This window comes from Microbacterium sp. 22242 (assembly GCF_052045495.1).
Classification (GTDB): domain Bacteria; phylum Actinomycetota; class Actinomycetes; order Actinomycetales; family Microbacteriaceae; genus Microbacterium.
In genome coordinates, this window is the sequence record NZ_JBQEOZ010000012.1 from 78185 (window position 1) to 98236 (window position 20052).

A 20052-nucleotide genomic window follows, 5' to 3' on the forward strand; every position below is an offset into this window, starting at 1 on the left:
AATCATTGAAATCCTGGATCCGCATCTCCTCTCCCGTTTCCTACGGTGGGAACCAGCATTGAAGGAGATACAGACATGGGCGAAGACACCGGAGGCGTGCGGCCGAGGCTACGGTTCCAGGGCGACTGGGGCGGGGCCAACCTGCACCGCGCCTCGGGATGGCTCGCGCAGTGGGTGTGGGACAACAGCCACGATCATCGCTTCTCCGTGGTCTACACCGGGCGGGGCATGGGTGACAACGTCGCGGCGGTGTCCCGCGGCGACGTCGACATCGCGTTCGCCACTCCGGCAGCGTTCGCGAAGCTCGCTCTCGACGGACGCGGTCCGTTCCAGGACCGCCCGTTGGCGAACCTCCGCGCCCTCGCCGTCCTGCCGCATCGGGACGCGATGATCCCCGTCGTCCGCACGGACCTGGGCATCGGCACCCTCGCCGAACTCGCCGCCTCCGACCTGCCGCTCCGGGTCTCGCTCGGGGTCGACGATCCCGACGGCTTCATGGGCTTCGGCGCCGACATCGTGCTGCAGGCGGCAGGTGTCGACCTCGACAGGATCATTGCCCGCGGCGGCACGGTGACCCGTCACGAACAGCCCTTCGATGCGATCGCGGATCTGCGTGAAGGACGAGCCGACGTCATGGTCTCCGAGGCGATCATGACGCCTGACTGGCGTGCGCTCGCCACAGAGCAGGACGTGACCTTCCTCAGCCTGTCCGCCGCAGAGGCTGCCGCGCTGCAGGACCGCTGGGCGCTCGGCACCATCGAGATCCCGGCTGGCTACTTCCCCGGCACCGAGCATCCGATCACGGCGCTGGACTACTCCGACTGGATCTGCGTCACTACGACCGCGCTGGACGACGAGACCGCCGCGCTGCTTGCGCGGGCCGTCGTCGAGGACAGCGAGCAGTTCGCGCGCAGTTACCGCCACCTGCCGGTCGACTACTCGCCGTTGCGGTATCCGATCGACGCGCGCGCCGCCTCGACGACCCCGATCCCGCTGCATCGGGCCGCCGCCGCCGTCTACGCGGCCGCGCTCGAGTCCACCCAGACCGGCTCGCACGCCCAGAACGACTCATCCACCCGGAACGACTCACCTGGACAGAGAGAAGGGGATCGACGATGATCGCCGCCGTTGCCAAAGCCGAGGATCTCAGCCGGCTGTTCCTCGAGGAGGTGCCCGACCCGGTGCCCGGTGCGGACGATGTGGTCGTGCGCGTCGGCGCCGCGGCGTTCGCGGCCGGCACCTTCCGCCTGCTCCCCACACCGGCCTTCCCGCTCCTGCCCACGATCCTGGGGCACGAGATCGCGGGGGAGGTCGTCGAGATCGGCGCGGACGTCGACCCCGGGCTCCTCGGCGCGCGGGTCCGCGTGCATCCGCTGCTGGGCTGCGGAACCTGCGAATACTGCGCCGCGGACGACGAGATGCTCTGCGCGGAGCATTCGATGATGGGGCACGCCTCGTTCGGCCCTCGTGCCATCACGCATTATGAGCGCTACCACAACGGCGGTCTGGCCGAGAAGGTGCTGGTGCCGGCGGCCAACATCGACGTGCTTCCGGATGACATCAGCACCGACCTCGCCGCGAAGATCCACGACATCGCGAATGCGTACCGTGCGCTCACCAAGGCTCGGTTGCGGCCGGGCAGCACGCTCGCCGTCACGGCCGCGACAGGCGCGATGGGCACGTCGACGATCCTGCTGGCGCCGTACTTCGGTGTGTCCCGCGTCGTCGCCATCGGGCGGGACGCGGCCCGCCTCGAGGACGTGCGGCAGCTCGATCCTGACCGAGTGGTCACCGTCGAACTCGACGACGAGGACAGTCCGGAGACCGTGGTCGGCCGGGTCCGGGCTGCGGCGGGCGGTGGCGTCGACGCAGTGATCGACTTCCTGCCCAGCGGGAACGGATTGACGAAGGTCTTCGGCAGTCTCAGGGACGGCGGTCGGATCGTGCATATGGGCATGAACAGCGATCCTCTGTTCATCCCCCAGATCGCGATGTCGGTGCGCTGCATCAGCTTCATCGGGACGCGTAGCTGCACGCGCGCCGATGTGAAGGAAGTGCTGCGCATCGTCGCCGCCGACCCGGCGTCGTTCGAGCGCCTGATCACCCACCGTTATCCGCTGAGCCGCGTGAATGAGGCCCGCCGGGTCCTCGAATCCCGATCCGAACCGGTCTGGATGTCGGTCATCCACCCGGACGATGAGTCCGATTTCACCGCATCCCGAGGACGACAGGAGACGAGCGCATGACGCGCATCGAAGAGCACTGGAGCACGTTTCCCTACGACAAGGCGCCGCGAGTGATCCGTCGCGATGAGGAGGGCATCCTCACGAAGCCGGAACTCAGGTTCAAGCCGATTCTGGATCACCAGCGGATCCAGGTGATCCACTTCCCAGCGACCTTCGAGCCGACCGAATTCGCGATTCCGCGCCCGGTCTACGAGAGCCACTACCTCCGCATCGAATGGCAGACGATGCCGGGCAGCCGGCAGCCGTTTTACCACCGCAACACGGATGTGGACGAGCTGTCGTTCCAGGTCGACGGCACGCGCAGTCTCATCACCGAGCTCGGTCTGGCGACGCTCCGGCCGGGAGACTATACGCGCCTGCCGGTCGGCATCACGCACGACAACTACTCGCCGGACGACATCCACGTGCTCTTCTATTTCCCCGCCCCGGTCACCGAGCTCATCGGATCCCATCGGCAGAGCGAGATCGTGATCCCGCCACAGTCCTGGGAAGCGTCGAACCGGCCCGAGCTGGTGACGGAATGCCTGGGCGGTCCGGAGCACGACATCACGCTGAGCGAGCTGCACGAGGACAACATCTGGAATCGTGTGCACGAGACCGATGAGCGTCTGGAGATCCTGCGCGTCGACGAGGACGCCCAGGGCACCACCTGGCTGTACGGCTCGGATGAGCTGCTCATCGGCCAGAGCGATCTTCGTGACGACAAAGGGCTCGTCTACCTGCGCAACCACAACGCGGAAGAGATGCAGTACCAGATCAGCGGCGAGCGTCTGCTCGTCACTCAGCGCGGCATGGTCCGACTCGTTCCGGGCGACTTCGTGCGGATCCCGCTCGGGGTCGCGTACACCAACATCGTCAAGGGCGCCAGCAAGCACATCCGCGTCTGCTCGGCGAAGACCTCTCTGCAGGTCGTCGACGGCGTCGAGTGCGTCCGGGCCGCGGTGCCGCAGATCGCCGAGTCGACCGGAGAAGCCGTGCCGGTGGACTTCGAGGCGCTCGCCGCGGCCCGCGCCGAGATCGGCTGACCCGTGCCCGGACACCAGAACGTCGGCGCCGTCTCCGAAATCGGCTACGTGTCGATGCGCACCCGCGACCTTTCGGAGTCGATCGCGAACGCGGTCGACGTATTCGGCCTGCACGAGACAGCGTCAGACGGGCGGAAGGCGTTCATCACGGCGCAGAACAAGCATCACGAGCTCGTCTACACCCAGGCTGACGAGGATGCGATCGATCACATCGGGCTTGTCGTCTCGAGCGCGGGGGAGCTCGACGCCGTCCGCGCCAAGGTGGACCGAGGAGGCTACCGGGTCGTGTCGGAGCAGCCGATCGAGGACCACATCGAGCAGGGGTTCGCGTTCGTGGGTCCCGAGGGCTACACGTGGCAGCTCTACACGGAGAAGCTCGACTACTGCATGCGCAAGCGCGGTTCGCTGACCCCGGATCGGCTGGGGCATGTGAACATCAAGTCACGCAATGCGCCGGCGATGCGCGACTTCCTGACCGAGGTGTTCGATTTCCGCGTGTCGGACGCGATCGGCATCGACAACTTCTTCATGCGCTGCAACGACGATCACCACGGCATCGCGATCTTCTCCTCGAGCGATCTCGGTCTGCACCATCACGCCTGGCAGGCCGGGAACGTCATGGATCTCGGTCGGCTCGGCGATCGTCTGGCCCGCCGGGGAGCGCGTCTGGCATGGGGACCGGTGCGGCACGGCGCGGGCGACAACATCGCCGTGTACTTCATCGAGCCGAACGGCGCTGTGATCGAGTACTACTGCGACATGGAGACCATCCGCGACAAAGAGCGCCCTGCACGGGTCTGGGACCCGGAGGACCTGTACTGGATCAACCAATGGGATGGTCAGGTCCCCGCGGGCATCCTCGACTTCGGCGTCGTGCCGGTCGAGCGCTGACCGGGTCCGATCTCTCCTTCCTTAATTCTGGGTAGAAAGCAGCAGGACATGCGTCTCGCGAATCTCGACGGCCGTGCCGTCATCCTCACGACCGACACGACCGCCTTCGACGTCGCCGACGCGAGCGAGGGGCGCTTCGGCCCTGACATTCAGGGCATCTACGACGACTGGGACGACTTCACAGCGTGGGCCGGGACAGCGTCGAGTGCGGAGATCGCCCTCGAACAGGGCAGGCTCGGCCCGGTCTCGCCGCGGCCGTTGCAGTCGCTCGGGATCGGACTCAACTACGCCGACCACGTGACCGAGAGCGGATTCGGCCGTCCGGAGAAGCTCCCGCCGGTCTTCCCCAAGTTCCAGTCGTCGATCGTCGGTCCGTACGAGACGGTCGCGCTCGTGCCCGGCGGGCGGACGGACTGGGAGGCGGAGCTCGTCATCGTCATCGGCCGGACCGCTCACAGCATCGCGGAGGGCTCCGGCTGGGACTACGTCGCCGGGGCGACGGTGGGCCAGGACCTGTCGGAGCGCGCCACGCAGCTGGAGGGTCCCGCGCCCCAGTTCGGGCTCGGGAAGTCCTTCCCCGGATACTCGCCGCAGGGGCCGTGGCTCGTGACGCCCGATGAACTGCCGGACCGTGACGACCTCGGCATCACCGGCACACTGGACGGCGAGGTCGTACAGACCGGCCGCACCAGCCAGATGATCTTCCCGGTCGGGGTGCTCATCGAGAAGCTTTCGCAGATCCTAGTGCTGCAGCCCGGCGATGTGATCTACACCGGAACGCCGTCTGGAGTCGGCTTCACGCGCGAACCGGAATGGCTCATCCAGCCCGGGCAGACTCTCGTCACCACGATCGAGGGAATCGGGACGATCCGGCAGACCTTCACCGGATAGCTGTCTCGTCAGCCATCGGGATCGTCGCCGGCGAATCCACAGTCTGGCTGGCCCCACAGATCCAGCGATGACGAGCTCACCGCAAGACGAAGGTGTTCTCCGGCGACGCCCTCGGGGACCCGGCTCCGGTCCTGTACTCACGACACAATCAGCAAGGGACCTCGTCGCGGAGCTCACGTCGCACACGGATCCGGGTCGGGTGCTCTCGGGCCAAGGTCTTCGACGCCGGCGCACACTCTTACTGATCGACGGACTCGGACGTTCGTGCCAGGTGTCGGAACGGTGGCGCCGCCCAGGGGAGTCTCAGGGGAGCGGGGGACTCCGCGCACGCCGAAATACCGCATGCATGAGCCGCCATTCGCCCGCAGGATCACGCGACCTGAGTGCCTGAAAAGGCCCTGCTAAGGTGGAGTCCTCGCAAGGGGACTGAGGGTTCAAATCCCTCCGTCTCCGCCATTTTTTACCGGATCAAAGACTGTTTTCCGTGTCTTTGATCCCTTCTCGTCCTCGTTGCTGTCGTCGTCTTCGCTGGCACAGGGGTCCCGAGGGAGCCCGGCTGGCGATTGAGGCGTTTCAGCGCCTCGATGTTCTGCTGCTCTCCGAGCACGTGGACATAGGCGGGGAGGACGGTTCGCGGGTCGTCCCCGAGCCGTTCAGCGACCTGGGCGGACTTGTAGGCTGGCGTCGTGGGGAGCCAATGGAGGACCGAGGATGCCGGGGTCCTCGCGGTGCGGAAAGCGGCGAACGAGGCTGGGGTCATCAGTCGCGAGCAGACAACGCACGACTTCGGCGTGGACATCCATTTGGAGTTCACGGACGAACGAGATGATGCGACTGGCAGGCTGCTTGCCATCCAAGTCAAGACCGGCAGCTCGTACTTTGCCCACGCAACTGAAGCCGGTTGGTGGTTCTACGTCGATGAGAAGCACGAGAACTACTGGCTCGGACACTCGCTTCCGGTCGTCCTCGCGTTGCACGACGACCGAGACGGCAACACCTATTGGGCCCGTGTCGTGCCTGAGACGCTCGAGCGCACGATGAGTGGCGCTTCCAAGATTCTGGTGCCGTCATCACAGGTACTCGACACAGGCGCATTCGAGCGGATCTCGAGGTTCGCGACACGCCGCGCGGTGGCCGCTACTGGCGCCTTTCGCGACTCGCCAAATCGCCATCGCGTCGTGATGCGGGAGGCGATGCAAGGGGCTGCTAGGGATGACGCACGGATCGCCTTCGAGTTGTCACGAGGCACTGGCTCGCTCAAGACGACGCCGACGATGTACCACATGGGCGACCCGATGGGACGTTACGTCCTGACGGCCTATCGTGAGTTCGACGAGTTCCTGGCGATGGTCATTGTTGTCGAGCACCTGACTGCCCTCAACAAGCTGGTGCGGTCGGCGAACGAACCGCCGGTTACGCTGAAGGAATTGCTCTCCGGCTTCGGCTTTGCGATGCCGAACGACGCACATCCCGACGAGACAGACAACCTGAAGCAATACATCGTCGCGAACGCCTCCATCTACTGGGGATCGCCCCTATAGCGCACCATCTGGCGCTGGTTCGGCTCACGTGCACGACGGGTACGAATTCGGCCAGGCGTGACGGATGTCGGGTCTGGTCGTACTCCCGGAGCAGATCGGTGTACGTACGCTTCTCGATATCCCAGCCACTATGGGGCACCACTGAAGAGCACCACGGCTGGTCATCCGGCTTGAAGAACTCGGAGTCCCCGGCACAGGTGGCGGGGACCCGAAGGATCACCCGTCGCGCGGCCCGTCGATCCGGGATGCGGCCTCTGCCTCGGCGCATCTTCGCGACCGCAGCCGGAGACGGGCGAAGAAGTCCTCGATGATGAGCCGCCCCTCCACCCGATCGCAGACGAAACGGTGGGGTCCATCCGGCCGGTAGGTGGCAGCCTGCGGTCCCAGTGCCGAGAGCGCAAGAGGCGCGCTGTCGCCGAGGGGCCAGATCGGGTCCACCACGATGCCGGGAGGCAGCGGCAGGTTCGCGTAGCGCTCCCAGAGCCACGCGCCGATCGCGCCCGCCGAGGTGAGCCGGTCTTCGAGCTCCGCCACGGTGAGCGAGATGCTCCGGTACGCCTCCAGCGGGAATGAGCAGATGGTCAACGCGTCGTGCGAGAAGACGAAGTCGTGGGCTGCCGGGTCGGTGTCGCGGTTGTACTCGAACTGGCCGGGGTCGGCGGACCCGCCCACCCACGCCAGTGTCACCGCGTCGACGATGCCGGGATCGGTGCGGAGGGCGTCGGCGACGTTCGTGAGCGGGCCGCCGCAGACGATGAGCAGCGGGGAGCCTTCGCGACTCCCGCGCGCTTCCTGAACCATTCGTGCCGCAGCAGCCGATTCACGACGCTCTCCGCGGAAGACCTCATCGCGGCCCGGGGCGGTCGCGCCCGGACCATCCTCACCCATGAGTCGCAGCAGCTGATCTGCCGCTGTCGCGCCCTGCAGGGCGGTTCCGGCCGGGTCGCCGAAGACCGGACTGAGCGAGGAGCTCGTCACGGCGACGACCTCATCGGTGGGGGACAGCAGATGATGGGCGAGCGCCGCGAGCCCGTCGGGGTCGCCCGCCCAGTCGTTGTCGATCAGGACACGGTGCCGCTCGAGGTGGTACCGCATCCGCTCACACCGAGACGGGCGCGGAGCGCAGCCGGGAGACCTGCTCGGCGAAGACGCCGGCACTCGGCTTCGCGGTCCTCTCGAACGTGTTCCGGTCCACGGACAGAAGGCCCAGCTCGGGTCCGTAGCCGAAGATCCACTCGAAGTTGTCCATCAGCGTCCAGTGGCAGTAGCCGAGGACGGGCGTGCCCCCGGCGATCTGCTCGCCGAGCGCGTCGAGGGCGGCAGGGATGAAGCCGGCACGCAGCTCATCGTGCTCGGTCTGGATCCCGTGCTCGGTCACCAGCACGGGCACGCCGGAGACCTCGTGCGCGTACCGTACGGCTCCCGCGAGCGACGCGGGCTCGACGGCGGTCCCCATCCCGTTGCGGGGCCCGTCGGGGACGACTTCACCGTCCGGGCCGTGATACGTGCGCTCGTAGTTCTGGACGCCGATGAAGTCGTCGTCGCGCGCCACCCGCAGCCAGTGGTCGTACACGGCCGCACGTCGCGCGTCCCGGCGGTGCTCGCCTCCCGGGAGGGCCACCTCATCGCTCATCGCGATCGAGACGCCGACCGGGAGGTCGCCGCGGCGCGCCTTGATCGCCTCCCGCGCTGCGCGATGCGCGACGGTGAAACCCGCCTGGAAGTCGTCCTGGGCTGCCGCCGGGATCACGTTGGAGGCGAAGTACCTGTCGCTGCCGGCAGCGCGAGCCGCGGCCGCGAGCATCTCGATCTTCACCGCCTCCGCCTCGGCAGGCAGCTTGCCGCCGGCCTGGAGGAGCTGCTCGAGGTTGGGCTCGTTGAGCGTCACTGCCGCGGTGATCCGATCGCCGAACCTGCCCATGACCCGGTCGCACTGCGCCGCGAAGAGCTGCGCGGCGTCCGGCGCGAGCCAGGAGCCGGCCGCCGAGAACCAGTGCGGCGAGGCGAAGTGGTTGAAGGTGACGATCGGTGCGAGACCTCGCTCGTGACAGCCGTCGATCACGCGCTCGTAGTGGTCGAGTGCCGCTTCGGAGACCTCTCCCCGCCGCGGCTCGATCCGTGCCCACTCGACGGAGAACCGGAAGGCGGTCAGACCCATGCCGGCGACCGTGTCGAGGTCGGCGGGCCAGAGCTCGTAGCCGTTGCAGGCCGAGCCGCTCGGCTCCCGGAAGAGGGTCGGCGTCGTGTGCTCGAGGAACCAGATGTCGCTGTCGACGTTGCCCCCCTCGTTCTGATGACCGGCCATGGCGACGCCCCAGAGGAATCCGGGCGGGAATGCGGTGCTCATCGAGCCCCCTTCACGAACAGGATGACGATGCCGCCGAGCACGGCGGAGATCGCGCCGGCGAGGAACAGGGCGGCGAAGTTCTGGTTCCCGGCGGTGACCACACCGACCGCGAGGAGCGCAGGCGCGAGCGCCGACACGATCGAGACGGGCAGGTTGTCTGCCACCTTGATGATGCCGAGATCCTTGGCCGGGTTGTCGGGGTCGGGCAGCACGCGTGTCGCGAGGGCGAGCTCGACCGCGAAGTACACGCCCTGGCCGATGGCCACGACGCCGCATGCCACGAGGTACAGCGGGAAGGTGGGAGCCATGGCGGCGAAGATCAGCCCGGCGCCGAGGATGATCGCCGCGACGACGATGAAGGGCTTGCGCACGCCGAGACGGTCGCTGAGCTTCGCGATCAGCGGAGCGATGAGCAGCGAGATCACGACGTTGATCACGACGGTGGCGAGGATCGCGCTGCCCAGCTGGGCGGGCTTCAGGTGGAGGTGCATGAGCAGGAAGATCGCCTGGTATCCGTTGAGCGCGGCCACACCCGAGAAGACCAGCATGCGGCTCGTGAACACCCACGTGAAGTCCGGGAACCGGACCGGGTTGACCCAGTAGACGCTGAGGAGTTTGCGCAGGTCGACCTTCGCCCGCACGACCCGGACCTGGGGGTCTGCGACGACGAGGGCGAGGAGCAGGTTGCCGATGATCCCGAGCGCCGTCGGGATGCCCACGAGCGGGAGCAGGTCGGCGCCGAACGGCTGGGCGACGGCCATGCCGAGGAGGGCGCCCATCGCGGTCGAGAGGCTCACGAAGGCCGAGGCGGGGCCGCGACGGTTCGGCGGGAGCTGGTCGGCGATGAGCGCGGTGACGGCGACGACGGAGGCCACGTTGCCCAGAGTCAGGAACACGTGCGCCAGCACGTACAGCGCGACGTTCGGAGCCGTGATGAGCAGGATGCCGCCGAGCGCGAAGAACGCGGCCGAGGCGATGAGGAGGGGGCGGCGCCGCCCGATCCGCAGCTGGGAGCGGTCGCTCAGCGCGCCGAGAGCGGGCAGCGCGACCAGCGTGAGAACGCCGACGATGCTGCTCGACAGCGAGATGATGCTGGTCGCGCTCCGGGCGTCGATGGCCTCCGCCTTCAGCGTGAGCGTGAGCAGCGCGGCTGTGAGCAGGGCTGCGCCCGAGCCGACGGAGGCGGCGACGAGGAAGAAGACGAAACCGCGTCGTGGGCGGACCCGCGGGTCGAACGCTTCGGTAGGGGTGGGGTCAGCGAGCGAAGACTCGCGGGAGAACGGGGAGGTGGTCATCGGGCTTCCTTGCCTTGAGTTCCAGCCGCTATCGGCGGTTGACGGCGAAGCTAGCACGAAAATCTGAAGGGTTTCAACTTTTTGTTCCGATGGTGCTACCGTGCTGGCATGGCAGGTCCCAGAGGCGAGTACCGCAAGTCCGCCGATCGACGCGCGCAGATCATCGAGGCGGCCTTCGACGTCTTCTCCCGCGGCGGTTACACGGCGACCTCCGTCAACGAGATCGCGAGGACGGTCGGGATGACGCAGACCGGCCTCCTGCATCACTTCGCCGGCGGCAAGCTCGCCCTTCTCGAGGCGGTCCTCGACAGCCGCGACCAGAAGGCCGAGAGCACCCTGCAGGGACGGACCGGCCGCGATTTCCTGGCGGGCCTCGTCGACATCTCGCGCGCCCAGGCGGGACAGCGCGGGGCCGTCCAGCTCTACACGATCCTCTCCGCGGAGGCCACGGACCCGGCGCACCCGGCGCACGATCACTTCCGCGAGCGGTTCCAGCGCATCGCGGACGCGGTCACGGCCGCTCTCGAGGAGACCCGTGAGAGCGGCGGGCTCCGCGCCGACGTCGATCCGCGCAAGGCAGCCCTGTCCATCCTCGCCATGACCGAAGGTCTCGAGCTCCTCTGGCTCAACGGCTTCGACGTCGACATGGCCGAGGACGTCCGCCGGTTCATCGGCGCGTACCTCGTCCAACCCCTGTAGGAGCAGCATGAGCATCGTCACCCGCCCGGTCACCGTCGAGCACCACCGCGAGCCGCTGGGGATCGGCGAGGCAGAGCCGCGCCTGTCCTGGGTCACCGACACCGACGAGCCCGGGTGGGCCCAGGCCGCCTATGAGCTGGAGGTCGCCGACCCGGACCACGTGGTTCCGGTCTTCACGACGGGGCGCGTGGAATCGCCGGATCAAATCCTCGTCGGGTGGCCGGCCGAACGGCTGGGGAGCCGCGCTCGCCGCGTCGTCCGCGTGCGGGTCTGGGGAGGGTCCGCAGGCCGGCCGGGGCCGTGGAGCGAGCCGACGGTGCTGGAGATCGGCCTGCTCGATCCGGATCTCTGGCAGGCCGTGCCGATCTCGCCGGTGCTGCCGTCCGCCGGCGACGGCGGTGAGCCCGCGGCGTGCCTGCGCGGGGTGGTGACGATTCCCGGTGACGTCGCCCGCGCCCGCGTGCGCGCGACCGCGCACGGGGTGATGACCCTCCGGCTGAACGGCCGCCGAGTGGGCGAGGACGTCCTCCACCCGGGATGGACGAGCTACGCGGAACGGCTCCGCTATCGGACCTGGGACGTCACGTCCCAGCTCCGCGAGGGCGCCAACGTCCTGGCCGTCCAGCTCGCCGACGGATGGTACCGGGGCTACCTCGGCTTCGGCGGCCTCCGCGACGTCTACGGCGACACGACCGCCGCTCTGGTGCAGCTGGAGGTCGAGCACCGCGACGGTTCCCGCACCGTCGTCGGCACCGACGGATCCTGGCGTTCGGCTCTCGGTGCGGTCACCCGCGCCGATCTGTACATGGGCGAGACGTACGACGCCCGGCGTGAGCTCGCCGACTGGGCCGAGCCGGGGTTCGACGACAGCGATTGGGACCCGGTCGCGGTGACCTCCTTCGACCTCTCCCGTCTCGTCGCGCCGGACGGGCCGCCGGTCAGGAGGACCGAGGTCCTCCCGGCCCGGTCTCTGTTCCGGTCGCCGTCGGGCAAGCTGCTCGTGGACTTCGGACAGAATCTGGTCGGGCGCCTGCGCGTCCGCGTCCCCGCCGCCGAGCCGGGAACCGTGATCACCTTCCGCCACGCGGAGGTCCTCGAGGGCGGGGAGCTCGGCGTGAGGCCCCTGCGCCGCGCGCGGGCGACCGACGAGGTGATCTGCGCGGGGGAGGCGTTCACCTGGGAGCCGGAGTTCACCTTCCACGGGTTCCGCTACGCCGAGGTCGAGGGATGGCCAGGCGAGCCGACGGCCGACGACCTGGAGGCCCTGGTGCTGCATACGGACATGCGCCGGCTCGGCACGTTCGAGACCGGGCATGCTCTGCTCGACCGTCTGCACGAGAACGTGGTCTGGGGGATGCGGGGCAACTTCCTCGACGTCCCCACGGACTGCCCGCAGCGCGACGAGAGGCTCGGCTGGACGGGTGACCTCCAGACGTTCGCACCGACAGCCGCCTACCTCTACGACACCGGCGGAATGCTCAGCGGCTGGCTCGCCGACCTCGCCGCGGACCAGCGCCAGGACGGGGACGTCCCCGTCTACATCCCGTGGGCCGACGTCGACCCCCAGCTGCCGCCGCTGGAGGCGGAGGCCGGCTGGGGCGACGCGGCGACCGTGGTGCCGTGGACGCTCTACGAACGGTACGGCGACGAAGGAATCCTGCGTCGTCAGTGGGCCTCGATGACCGCCTGGGTGGATGCGCTCGCCGCGCGCGCCGGAGCGCGCATCGACTTCCCGGGTGGCGGCATGTCGTTCGGGGACTGGCTCGACTCGTCCGCGCCCGACGACCAGCCGTGGGCCGCCCGTCTGCCCTGGCAGGCGGTCGCCACGGCCTATCTCGCACGCTCGGCCCGGATCCTCGCCGGCACCGCCGACGTCCTGGGCGAGACGGACGCCGCCCGACGTTACGCGGAGCTCGCCGACCGGTGCGCCACCCGCTACCGCGACGAATACGTGACGCCGACCGGCCGCGCCGCTTTCCCCTCGCAGACCGCCTATGCGCTGGGCATCGCCTTCGGCCTCCTCTCCCCGGAGCAGCGCGATCACGCCGGCGAGCTCCTCGCGGGTCAGGTCGCCGCGGACGGCTTCCGGATCGGGTCCGGCTTCCTCGGCACGCCGTGGGTCTGCGACGCACTCGCGGACACCGGTCACGTCTCGACCGCGTATCGGCTCCTGCTCCAGACGGAGTGCCCCTCCTGGCTGTACGCGGTCACCATGGGCGCGACGACCGTGTGGGAGCGCTGGAACTCGATGCTGCCCGACGGGCGCATCAACCCCGGCGAGATGACGAGCTTCAACCACTACAGCTTCGGGTCGGTGGCCGACTTCCTGCACCGCCGCGTCGCCGGTCTCGCGCCGCTCTCGCCGGGCTACCGGCACAGCCGGATCGCACCGCTGCCGTCGCCGGATCTCGGCTGGGTCCGCGCCTCGCACGAGACGCCCTACGGCCGGCTGGCCGTCTCCTGGTCGCTCGAGGGGCAGCGGTTCTCGCTCGAGGTGGTCGTCCCTCCCTCGACGACGGCCGAGGTGCTCCTCCCCGACGGCTCGGCGCCCGCGATCGTCGCCTCGGGCGTTCACCGCCTCGAATGCCGGTTCGTGCCCGACGAGGCGGCGGCGCCTCCGGAGACCTTCGAAGCCCCGTCCGTGGCCTGAGTCCGTCCTACTGCCGGGCCACGGTGGACCCGCGGATGACGAGCCGGGCCGGCAGATGGTGCACGCCGTCGCCGATGTCGGCTCCGTCGATCGCTTCGAACACGCGGCGTGCGGCCTGTCGTCCTAGTTCCTGGAGGTTGGCGTCGATGCTGGTGAGCTCCGGGCGGGAGTTGGTGGCCAGCACCTCCCAGTTGTCGTAGCCGACGACGGCGACATCCTCCGGGCAGCGACGGCCCGTGTCGCGGAGGATGTCCAGCACGCCGCGCGCGATCTGATCGGAACCGCAGAACACCGCGTCCACGTCGGGATGCCGCTCGAGCAGCATCGCGGCGGCGTCGCGGCCCCAGTGCTCCGTCCAGGCCGAGAACATCGGCTCCCCGACGAGCTCGAGGCCGGCGTCCGCCAGCGCGGCGCGCGCCCCTTCGAGGCGGTCCTGCGCGGCGGCGTAGGCGGGGTCGCCGGTGATGTGCGCGATCCGCGTGCGGCCGCATGCGATCAGATGCTCGATCGCCGCGCGCCCGCCGGCCCGGTTGTCCGGAGTGAGGGAGAGATCGCGCGGGTCGTCGGATGGTGCGTAGGCGTACACGACCGGAACGGGGATGTCCTCGCCCAGTGAGGGTCGCGGGTCCGTCTGCCGACCCACCACGATGATGCCGTCGACGCGGCGGCTGAGCAGCGCCTTGAGGTGGTGCTGCTCTCGGATGCTGTCGCCCCGGGCATCGCACAGGAAGACGCTCACCTGACCGGCACCGAAGGCGTCTTCGGCTCCCATCAGGATCGGGATCATGAAGCGGCCTTCCAGGTCGCTCGTGAGCAGCCCGACGGTGCCCGTGCGCCTGGCCAGGAGCCCCCGTGCCACTGCGTTGGGCGTGAACGAGAGCTCCTCCGCGATGGCGAGGACGCGCGTCCGGGTGGCCCGCGAGACGTCGTCCCGATCGTTCAGAGCCTTCGACGCGGTCGCGATCGAGACGCCCGCCCGACGTGCGACGTCACTCAGTGTCGCCGCTCGGGGAGCCGATGCGTTCATCTCCACCCTCGCTTTCGTCCCTGTCTAAACGTTATCGCGAAATTCTCTTGACATCATCCCTGGGCCCCGGTTAGCGTACCGAAATGGGTTTCGGAAATTTCGAAACCCGGCACCCAGCACCGGCGGCCCGGTCCCTTTCCCGGGGGAGGTCCGCTCAAAGACGAGCAATGAGGAGACCAGCACCATGATCCATTCCGCACGCCGCTGGCGGGCCCTGGCGGCGGTCGTCGCCACCGGCGCGCTGATCGGCAGCCTCGCCGCGTGTTCCAGCGCCGCCACCTCTCCCGGCACGGCCGCCATCCCCGCCGGCGGAAAGGACGACGGCGCGAAGCTGACGCTCTGGACGCGCGCACCCCTGGAGAAGCAGGCGAAGCTGCTGGTCGCGGCCTACAACAGCACCCACAAGAACCAGGTCCAGCTCACCGTCGTCCCGAACGACGACTATGTCGCGAAGGTGGGTGCCGCGGCCGGATCGCACGGCCTGCCCGACCTGTTCGCGGCCGACATCGTGTACGTGCCGAACTGGGTGAAGCAGGGCCTGTTCCAGGACATCACCAAGCAGGTCGACGGCCTGTCCTACAAGGACTCCATCAACAAGGGCCACCTCGCCGCCGGCACCTATCAGGGCAAGGAGCACGTTCTGCCGTTCGTGCTCGACCTGTCGATGATGATGTGGAACAAGCAGATCTTCAAGGACGCCGGTCTCGACCCCGAGAAGGCTCCCACGACGATGGCCGAGTACGCGACCGATGCGAAGCAGATCCAGTCGAAGCTGGGCAGCAAAGGCATCTCGGGCACCGCGACGGGCCTGAACTGCGGCGGATGCCTGGTCTTCACCTGGTTCCCGCAGATCTGGGCGGCGAAGCAGCAGGTGATGAACAGCGCGGGCAGCAAGTCCATGCTCGCCAGCGACACCGCCAAGTCGGTGTACTCGACGTGGGCGGACATGTGGAAGGCCGGTGCGGTGCTGCCCAGCTCGAAGGACGAGTCCGGCGCCACGTGGACCGCGGGCTTCACCCAGGGCAAGGTCGGCCTGATGCTCTATCCGGCCAGCCTGCTGTCCTCCACGCCGTTCGACGCGGGCGTGGCCGGCATCCCGAGCACGACCGGTGGCGCCTCGACGTTCGTCGGCGGTGACGGCATCGGCGTCTCCAAGGATTCGACCAAGGCCGCCGAGGCGTGGAACTTCCTCAGCTGGATGATGTCGGAGAAGGCCCAGGTGGGCGTGCTCGCCAAGGACGACGACGTCGTCTCGCGCTCCGACCTCGCGGACAACCAGTACTCCGCGAAGGATCCGCGCCTGATCACGATCAACAAGGTCGCAGGTCAGGGCGAGACGCCCGTCGCGCTCAACTTCCAGCAGGCGTTCAACGCGCCGGGCAGCCAGTGGGTGACCCTGGTGCGCGACGCCGTCCTCGGCGACACCGACAGCAAGGTCGCATCCGACAACGACGCGATCACACAGGTGCTCGGCCAGCAGTGACACCTGTTCCCGGGGGCGCGTCGCGGCGCGTCCCCGGGACCGATCCGGCTCCGACCAGGAAGGTTCCCATGTCCACCGATGTCGCCGTGCGCGCCACCCAAGCGAAGCCGCGCCGGTCCACGCGGGCCCGGCGCGAAGCCTGGCAGGGATGGGCGTTCGCATCCCCGACCGCGCTCTTCGTCGTCTTCGTGTTCGTCCTGCCGCTGCTGCTGGTGTTCCGGATGTCGGCATCCGACTGGCCGCTGCTGGCCGGCGATCAGGGCTGGAACATGCCCACCGACTACGCACAGGCCGTGGCGCACCGCCTGTTCTGGCCGTCGATCGGGTTCACGGTCGAGTACACGGTCATCACCACGATCCTGCTGCTGCTGATCGGCCTCGGACTCGCGATGCTGGTGCAGGAGTCCACGCGGTGGAAGTCGATCCTGCGCACGTCGTTCCTGGTGCCGAGCGCGCTGGGTCTGGCATCGGCATCCCTGCTGTTCTACGTGCTGTACTCGCCCTACGCCGGCCCGTTCGCGAGCCTGATGAAGGCGTGGGGCTTCGACTTCCTCGGCACGCCCCAGTGCGCGCTCTGGTCGACGGTGTTCCTCGTCGTGTGGAGGTATGCCGGGTTCTACATGCTGCTGATGCTCGTCGGCCTCCAGGGCATCCCGGACGAGGTGTACGAGGCGGCGCGTATCGACGGCTCGTCGCGCTGGCAGACCTTCCGGCACATCACGATCCCGCTGCTGCGCCCCACCCTGGCGCTCACCACGATCATGTGCGTGACCGGGTCGCTGCTCGCCTTCGAGCAGTTCTACATCCTGACCAAGGGCGGCCCCGACAACAGCACGATGACCGTCGTGCAGCTGATCTACCTGGTCGCGTTCCAGGGGCAGAACAACCTCGGCATCGCCGCGGCGCTGTCCGTCATCATCCTGGCCGCGCTCATCGTCATCAACATCTTCCAGCTGCGCGCCTTCCGCCGCCCGGACGAAAGCTGACCGCAATGACCACCATGCAGACCCGTTTCCCCGCGACCGAGCTGGTGCGCGTCGATCCGCCTCATCGGCGTCCCGGCCGCTCCCCGCTGCGGCGGGCCGCGCTCGGCACGCCGTACGGGGTGCTGACCACTGCGCTGGCCATCATCTTCCTGTATCCGCTCGTGTGGACCGCCGTCTCGTCGGTCTCGCCCGCGGCCGGCACCAGCCAGGTGCACGGCTGGGGCTTCGGGAACTACGCCTCGCTGGCCCGCTACCAGGCCGGCATCTGGGTGTATCTCGGGAATTCGCTGTTCGTCTCGCTGCTGACCGTGCTGCTGACGCTCACGGTGTCGCTGCTGGGCGGCTACGCGTTCGCGCGCTTCTCGTTCCCGGGCAAGAACGCCCTGTTCCTGACGACCCTCGCGATCCTCATGGTGCCGTACGCGACGCTGCTGATCCCGCTGTACGTGATCCTCAACGCGGTCGGCCTCAGCAACTCGCTGGTCGGCGTCGCGATCGTGCTCACGATGTTCCAGCTGCCGTTCGCGATGTTCATGATGCGCATCTCGGTCGAGTCCGTTCCCCGCGAGCTCGACGAGGCGGCCATGGTCGACGGATGCTCCGTGTTCGGAGCGCTGTGGCGGGTGCTGCTGCCGGCCGTCAAGCCGGGGCTCATCACCGTGGGGCTGTTCGCGTTCCTCGCGGCCTGGAACGACTTCATGGCGCCCCTCATCCTCATCACCGACACGAACAAGATGACGCTGCCGCTCGCGGTCGCCAACCTCCGCGTGCAGGTGCAGGGAGTCATCGACTACGGCGCCACCGAAGCCGGAGTCGTGGTGCTCGCGCTGCCCTGCATCGTCCTGTTCCTCGTTCTGCAACGCCACTACGTGCGCGGATTCATGTCCGGCGCCTTCAAGGGATGACATCCATGAGCATGACCACTTCCGCCACCCTCGCCGCACCCGTCGTGCCTTCGCGCAGTGCGCTGCGGCCACTCGGTCTGGGGCAGGTGCACATCGACGGAGGCTTCTGGGGGCACCGGCAGGACGTCAACGCGGCGGCGACCCTGCCGCACATCGCGGCGCGGCTCGAGTCCGAAGGCTGGCTGCCGAACTTCGACCTGGCCGCTCAGGGACTCCTTCCCGCGGGCCGTCGCGGGCGGGAGTTCGCCGATTCGGAGGTCTACAAGTATCTCGAGGCCGTCGCGTGGGAGATCGGACGCACCGGGGACGAGGAGCTGGAGGCCGGGTTCCGGGCGGTGGTCGCCCGGGTCGCCGCGGCCCAGGAGGCCGACGGATACCTCGACACCGAGTTCGGGCGACCCGGTCAGGCCGCGCGGTGGTCCGATCTGGAGTGGGGGCACGAGCTGTACTGCTTCGGCCACCTGTTCCAGGCCGCGGTCGCACGGCATCGCACCCGGCCCGACGCCGGCGACGGCCTCGTGGACGTGGCCGTCCGACTCGCCGATCTCGTCTGCGCGACGTTCGGCGAGAACGGCAATCAGGGCATCTGCGGGCATCCCGAGATCGAAGTCGGGCTCGTCGAACTCGGCCGGGCCCTCGGCCGGCGCGACTACATCGACCAGGCGGCGCTGTTCGTCGCGCGCCGTGGCCACGGCACCCTCGCCGACATCGAGTACGGCCGGGCGTACTTCCAGGACGACCAGCCGGTGCGGGACGCCCCGGTGCTGCGCGGACATGCCGTGCGGGCCAACTATCTCGCCGCCGGTGCCGCGGATGTCGCCGACGAGACCGGGGACGCGGACCTGCGCGATGCTCTGCGCCGGCAGTGGGAGCGAACGATCGCGCGGCGCACCTACATCACGGGCGGCCAGGGGGCGCACCACCAGGACGAGGCGTTCGGCCACGACTGGGAGCTGCCGCCGGAACGGGCCTACTCCGAGACCTGTGCCGGCATCGGCTCGGTGATGTTCGCCTGGCGGATGCTGCTCACCGACGGCGACGCGCGCTACGCGGATCTCATCGAACGCACGCTGTACAACGTGGTCGCCACATCGCCGAGCGCCGAGGGCACCGCCTTCTACTACACCAACACGCTGCACCAGCGTGTGCCGGGCACTCCGCCGGACCCCCAGGAGACGTCGCCGCGTGCGGCCTCCTCATTGCGGGCCCCGTGGTTCGAGGTGTCGTGCTGCCCGCCGAACATCGCGCGCACCCTCGCGAGCCTCGACGCCTACCTGGCGACGGCGACCGACGACGGAGTGCAGCTGCATCAGTACGCGCCGGCATCCGTTCGGACGACGCTCTCCGACGGGACTCGTGTCGCGTTCGACATCGACACCGCATACCCCGCGGACGGGGTCGTGCGGGTGCGGATCCTCGAGCCGGGGGAGTGGACGCTGGGCCTCCGCGTCCCGGGGTGGGCTGCAGGTGCGACGCTGACCGACGCCGGCGAGACGCGGGCGGTCGACCCGGGGTACGCCGCCGTTCGCCGCACCTTCGCCGCCGGCGATGTCATCGAACTGACCCTGCCGATGCAGCCACGCGTCGAGCGCGCCGATGGCCGGATCGACGCCGTGCGGGCGTGCTTCGCGATCGAACGCGGCCCGGAGGTCCTCGCGCTCGAATCGACGGACCTCGCAGCCGTGGGGGTCGCGGATGTCGCGGACCTGACCGGCGATGCGGCGCCCGTCGAGCACGATGGGGCCGTCTGGATCCCCGTGCGTCCGGTGCGACGGAGCGAGGCGGCGTGGCCCTACGGTGGTGCCGAGGAGCCGACGAGCTCTGCCGGCGAGGTGCGGCTGATCCCGTATCACGACTGGGCGAACCGTGGTCCCTCGACGATGCGGATCTGGATCCCGGAGACGTCCTCGGGCGACGTCCGCTGACGTCGAGCCAGTGGGCTGCCGCGTGCCGGCCGCGTGAAGGCTCGCGACCGGCGCGTCGTGTCTGCGGAACGGGTCGCCCGGATGGCGGATGTCGCCGACCCGTCCGCGGCGGCATCGTCCCCGAAGACGAAACCCGACCGC

General features: G+C 68.8%; 16 protein-coding genes. 12 read left to right on the forward strand and 4 right to left on the reverse strand.

Translation table 11 applies throughout. The annotated features are described in order from the left end of the window. The first annotated feature begins 75 nt into the window (after window positions 1–75). The 6 genes from ACTJJZ_RS13540 (at window position 76) to ACTJJZ_RS13565 (ending at window position 6594) form a co-directional block, all read left to right on the forward strand. Window positions 76–1119, forward strand: a complete 1044-nt coding sequence (locus tag ACTJJZ_RS13540; RefSeq protein WP_440721708.1) for a TAXI family TRAP transporter solute-binding subunit — start codon at window positions 76–78, stop codon at window positions 1117–1119. Then, entirely contained in the window at window positions 1116–2246 is a 1131-nt protein-coding gene (locus ACTJJZ_RS13545; RefSeq protein WP_440721709.1) for an alcohol dehydrogenase catalytic domain-containing protein, read from the forward strand. The genes ACTJJZ_RS13540 and ACTJJZ_RS13545 overlap by 4 nt, the downstream gene beginning before the upstream one ends. Beyond that, window positions 2243–3271: a hypothetical protein gene (locus ACTJJZ_RS13550; protein WP_440721710.1), complete on the forward strand. Its 1029-nt coding sequence runs from the start codon at window positions 2243–2245 to the stop codon at window positions 3269–3271. Before ACTJJZ_RS13545 ends, ACTJJZ_RS13550 begins: the two co-directional genes overlap by 4 nt. 3 nt (window positions 3272–3274) lie before the next feature. Further along, entirely contained in the window at window positions 3275–4162 is an 888-nt protein-coding gene (locus ACTJJZ_RS13555) for a VOC family protein (RefSeq protein WP_440721711.1), read from the forward strand. A gap of 48 nt (window positions 4163–4210) precedes the next feature. Then, window positions 4211–5053, forward strand: coding sequence for a fumarylacetoacetate hydrolase family protein (locus ACTJJZ_RS13560; RefSeq protein WP_440721712.1), 843 nt, complete (start codon window positions 4211–4213; stop codon window positions 5051–5053). Window positions 5054–5739: 686 nt separating this feature from the next. After that, the gene (locus ACTJJZ_RS13565) at window positions 5740–6594 is read left to right on the forward strand and encodes a DUF4365 domain-containing protein (protein ID WP_440721713.1); all 855 of its coding nucleotides are present in this window, start codon (window positions 5740–5742) and stop codon (window positions 6592–6594) included. Window positions 6595–6810: 216 nt separating this feature from the next. Here the strand turns inward: ACTJJZ_RS13565 and ACTJJZ_RS13570 are convergent, their stop codons facing one another. Genes ACTJJZ_RS13570 through ACTJJZ_RS13580 form a run of 3 tightly spaced genes read right to left on the reverse strand, consistent with a single transcriptional unit; the run spans window position 6811 to window position 10236 of the window. Further along, entirely contained in the window at window positions 6811–7689 is an 879-nt protein-coding gene (locus tag ACTJJZ_RS13570; RefSeq protein ID WP_440721714.1) for a nucleoside hydrolase, read from the reverse strand. A gap of 4 nt (window positions 7690–7693) precedes the next feature. Continuing rightward, window positions 7694–8941 (reverse strand): family 1 glycosylhydrolase, encoded by a 1248-nt coding sequence (locus ACTJJZ_RS13575; RefSeq protein WP_440721715.1) that lies wholly within the window; start codon window positions 8939–8941, stop codon window positions 7694–7696. Then, window positions 8938–10236, reverse strand: a complete 1299-nt coding sequence (locus tag ACTJJZ_RS13580; RefSeq protein ID WP_440721716.1) for an MFS transporter — start codon at window positions 10234–10236, stop codon at window positions 8938–8940. The genes ACTJJZ_RS13575 and ACTJJZ_RS13580 overlap by 4 nt, the downstream gene beginning before the upstream one ends. A gap of 108 nt (window positions 10237–10344) precedes the next feature. On the opposite strand from ACTJJZ_RS13580, the gene ACTJJZ_RS13585 reads away from it, so the two are divergent. Continuing rightward, the gene (locus ACTJJZ_RS13585) at window positions 10345–10935 is read left to right on the forward strand and encodes a TetR/AcrR family transcriptional regulator (RefSeq protein WP_440721717.1); all 591 of its coding nucleotides are present in this window, start codon (window positions 10345–10347) and stop codon (window positions 10933–10935) included. 7 nt (window positions 10936–10942) lie between these two features. Beyond that, window positions 10943–13585: a family 78 glycoside hydrolase catalytic domain gene (locus ACTJJZ_RS13590; protein ID WP_440721718.1), complete on the forward strand. Its 2643-nt coding sequence runs from the start codon at window positions 10943–10945 to the stop codon at window positions 13583–13585. Window positions 13586–13592: 7 nt separating this feature from the next. Here the strand turns inward: ACTJJZ_RS13590 and ACTJJZ_RS13595 are convergent, their stop codons facing one another. After that, the gene (locus ACTJJZ_RS13595) at window positions 13593–14612 is read right to left on the reverse strand and encodes a LacI family DNA-binding transcriptional regulator (protein ID WP_440721719.1); all 1020 of its coding nucleotides are present in this window, start codon (window positions 14610–14612) and stop codon (window positions 13593–13595) included. A gap of 184 nt (window positions 14613–14796) precedes the next feature. Here ACTJJZ_RS13595 and ACTJJZ_RS13600 point away from each other — a divergent pair, with 184 nt between their 5' ends. The 4 genes from ACTJJZ_RS13600 (at window position 14797) to ACTJJZ_RS13615 (ending at window position 19911) form a co-directional block, all read left to right on the forward strand. Beyond that, the gene (locus ACTJJZ_RS13600; RefSeq protein WP_440721720.1) at window positions 14797–16095 is read left to right on the forward strand and encodes an ABC transporter substrate-binding protein; all 1299 of its coding nucleotides are present in this window, start codon (window positions 14797–14799) and stop codon (window positions 16093–16095) included. A 68-nt stretch (window positions 16096–16163) separates the two neighbouring features. After that, window positions 16164–17081, forward strand: a complete 918-nt coding sequence (locus ACTJJZ_RS13605) for a carbohydrate ABC transporter permease (RefSeq protein ID WP_440721721.1) — start codon at window positions 16164–16166, stop codon at window positions 17079–17081. A gap of 5 nt (window positions 17082–17086) precedes the next feature. Continuing rightward, window positions 17087–17986: a carbohydrate ABC transporter permease gene (locus tag ACTJJZ_RS13610; protein WP_440721722.1), complete on the forward strand. Its 900-nt coding sequence runs from the start codon at window positions 17087–17089 to the stop codon at window positions 17984–17986. A 5-nt stretch (window positions 17987–17991) separates the two neighbouring features. Continuing rightward, complete coding sequence (locus tag ACTJJZ_RS13615; RefSeq protein WP_440721723.1) at window positions 17992–19911, forward strand: glycoside hydrolase family 127 protein; 1920 nt, start codon at window positions 17992–17994, stop codon at window positions 19909–19911. Window positions 19912–20052 lie beyond the last annotated feature (141 nt).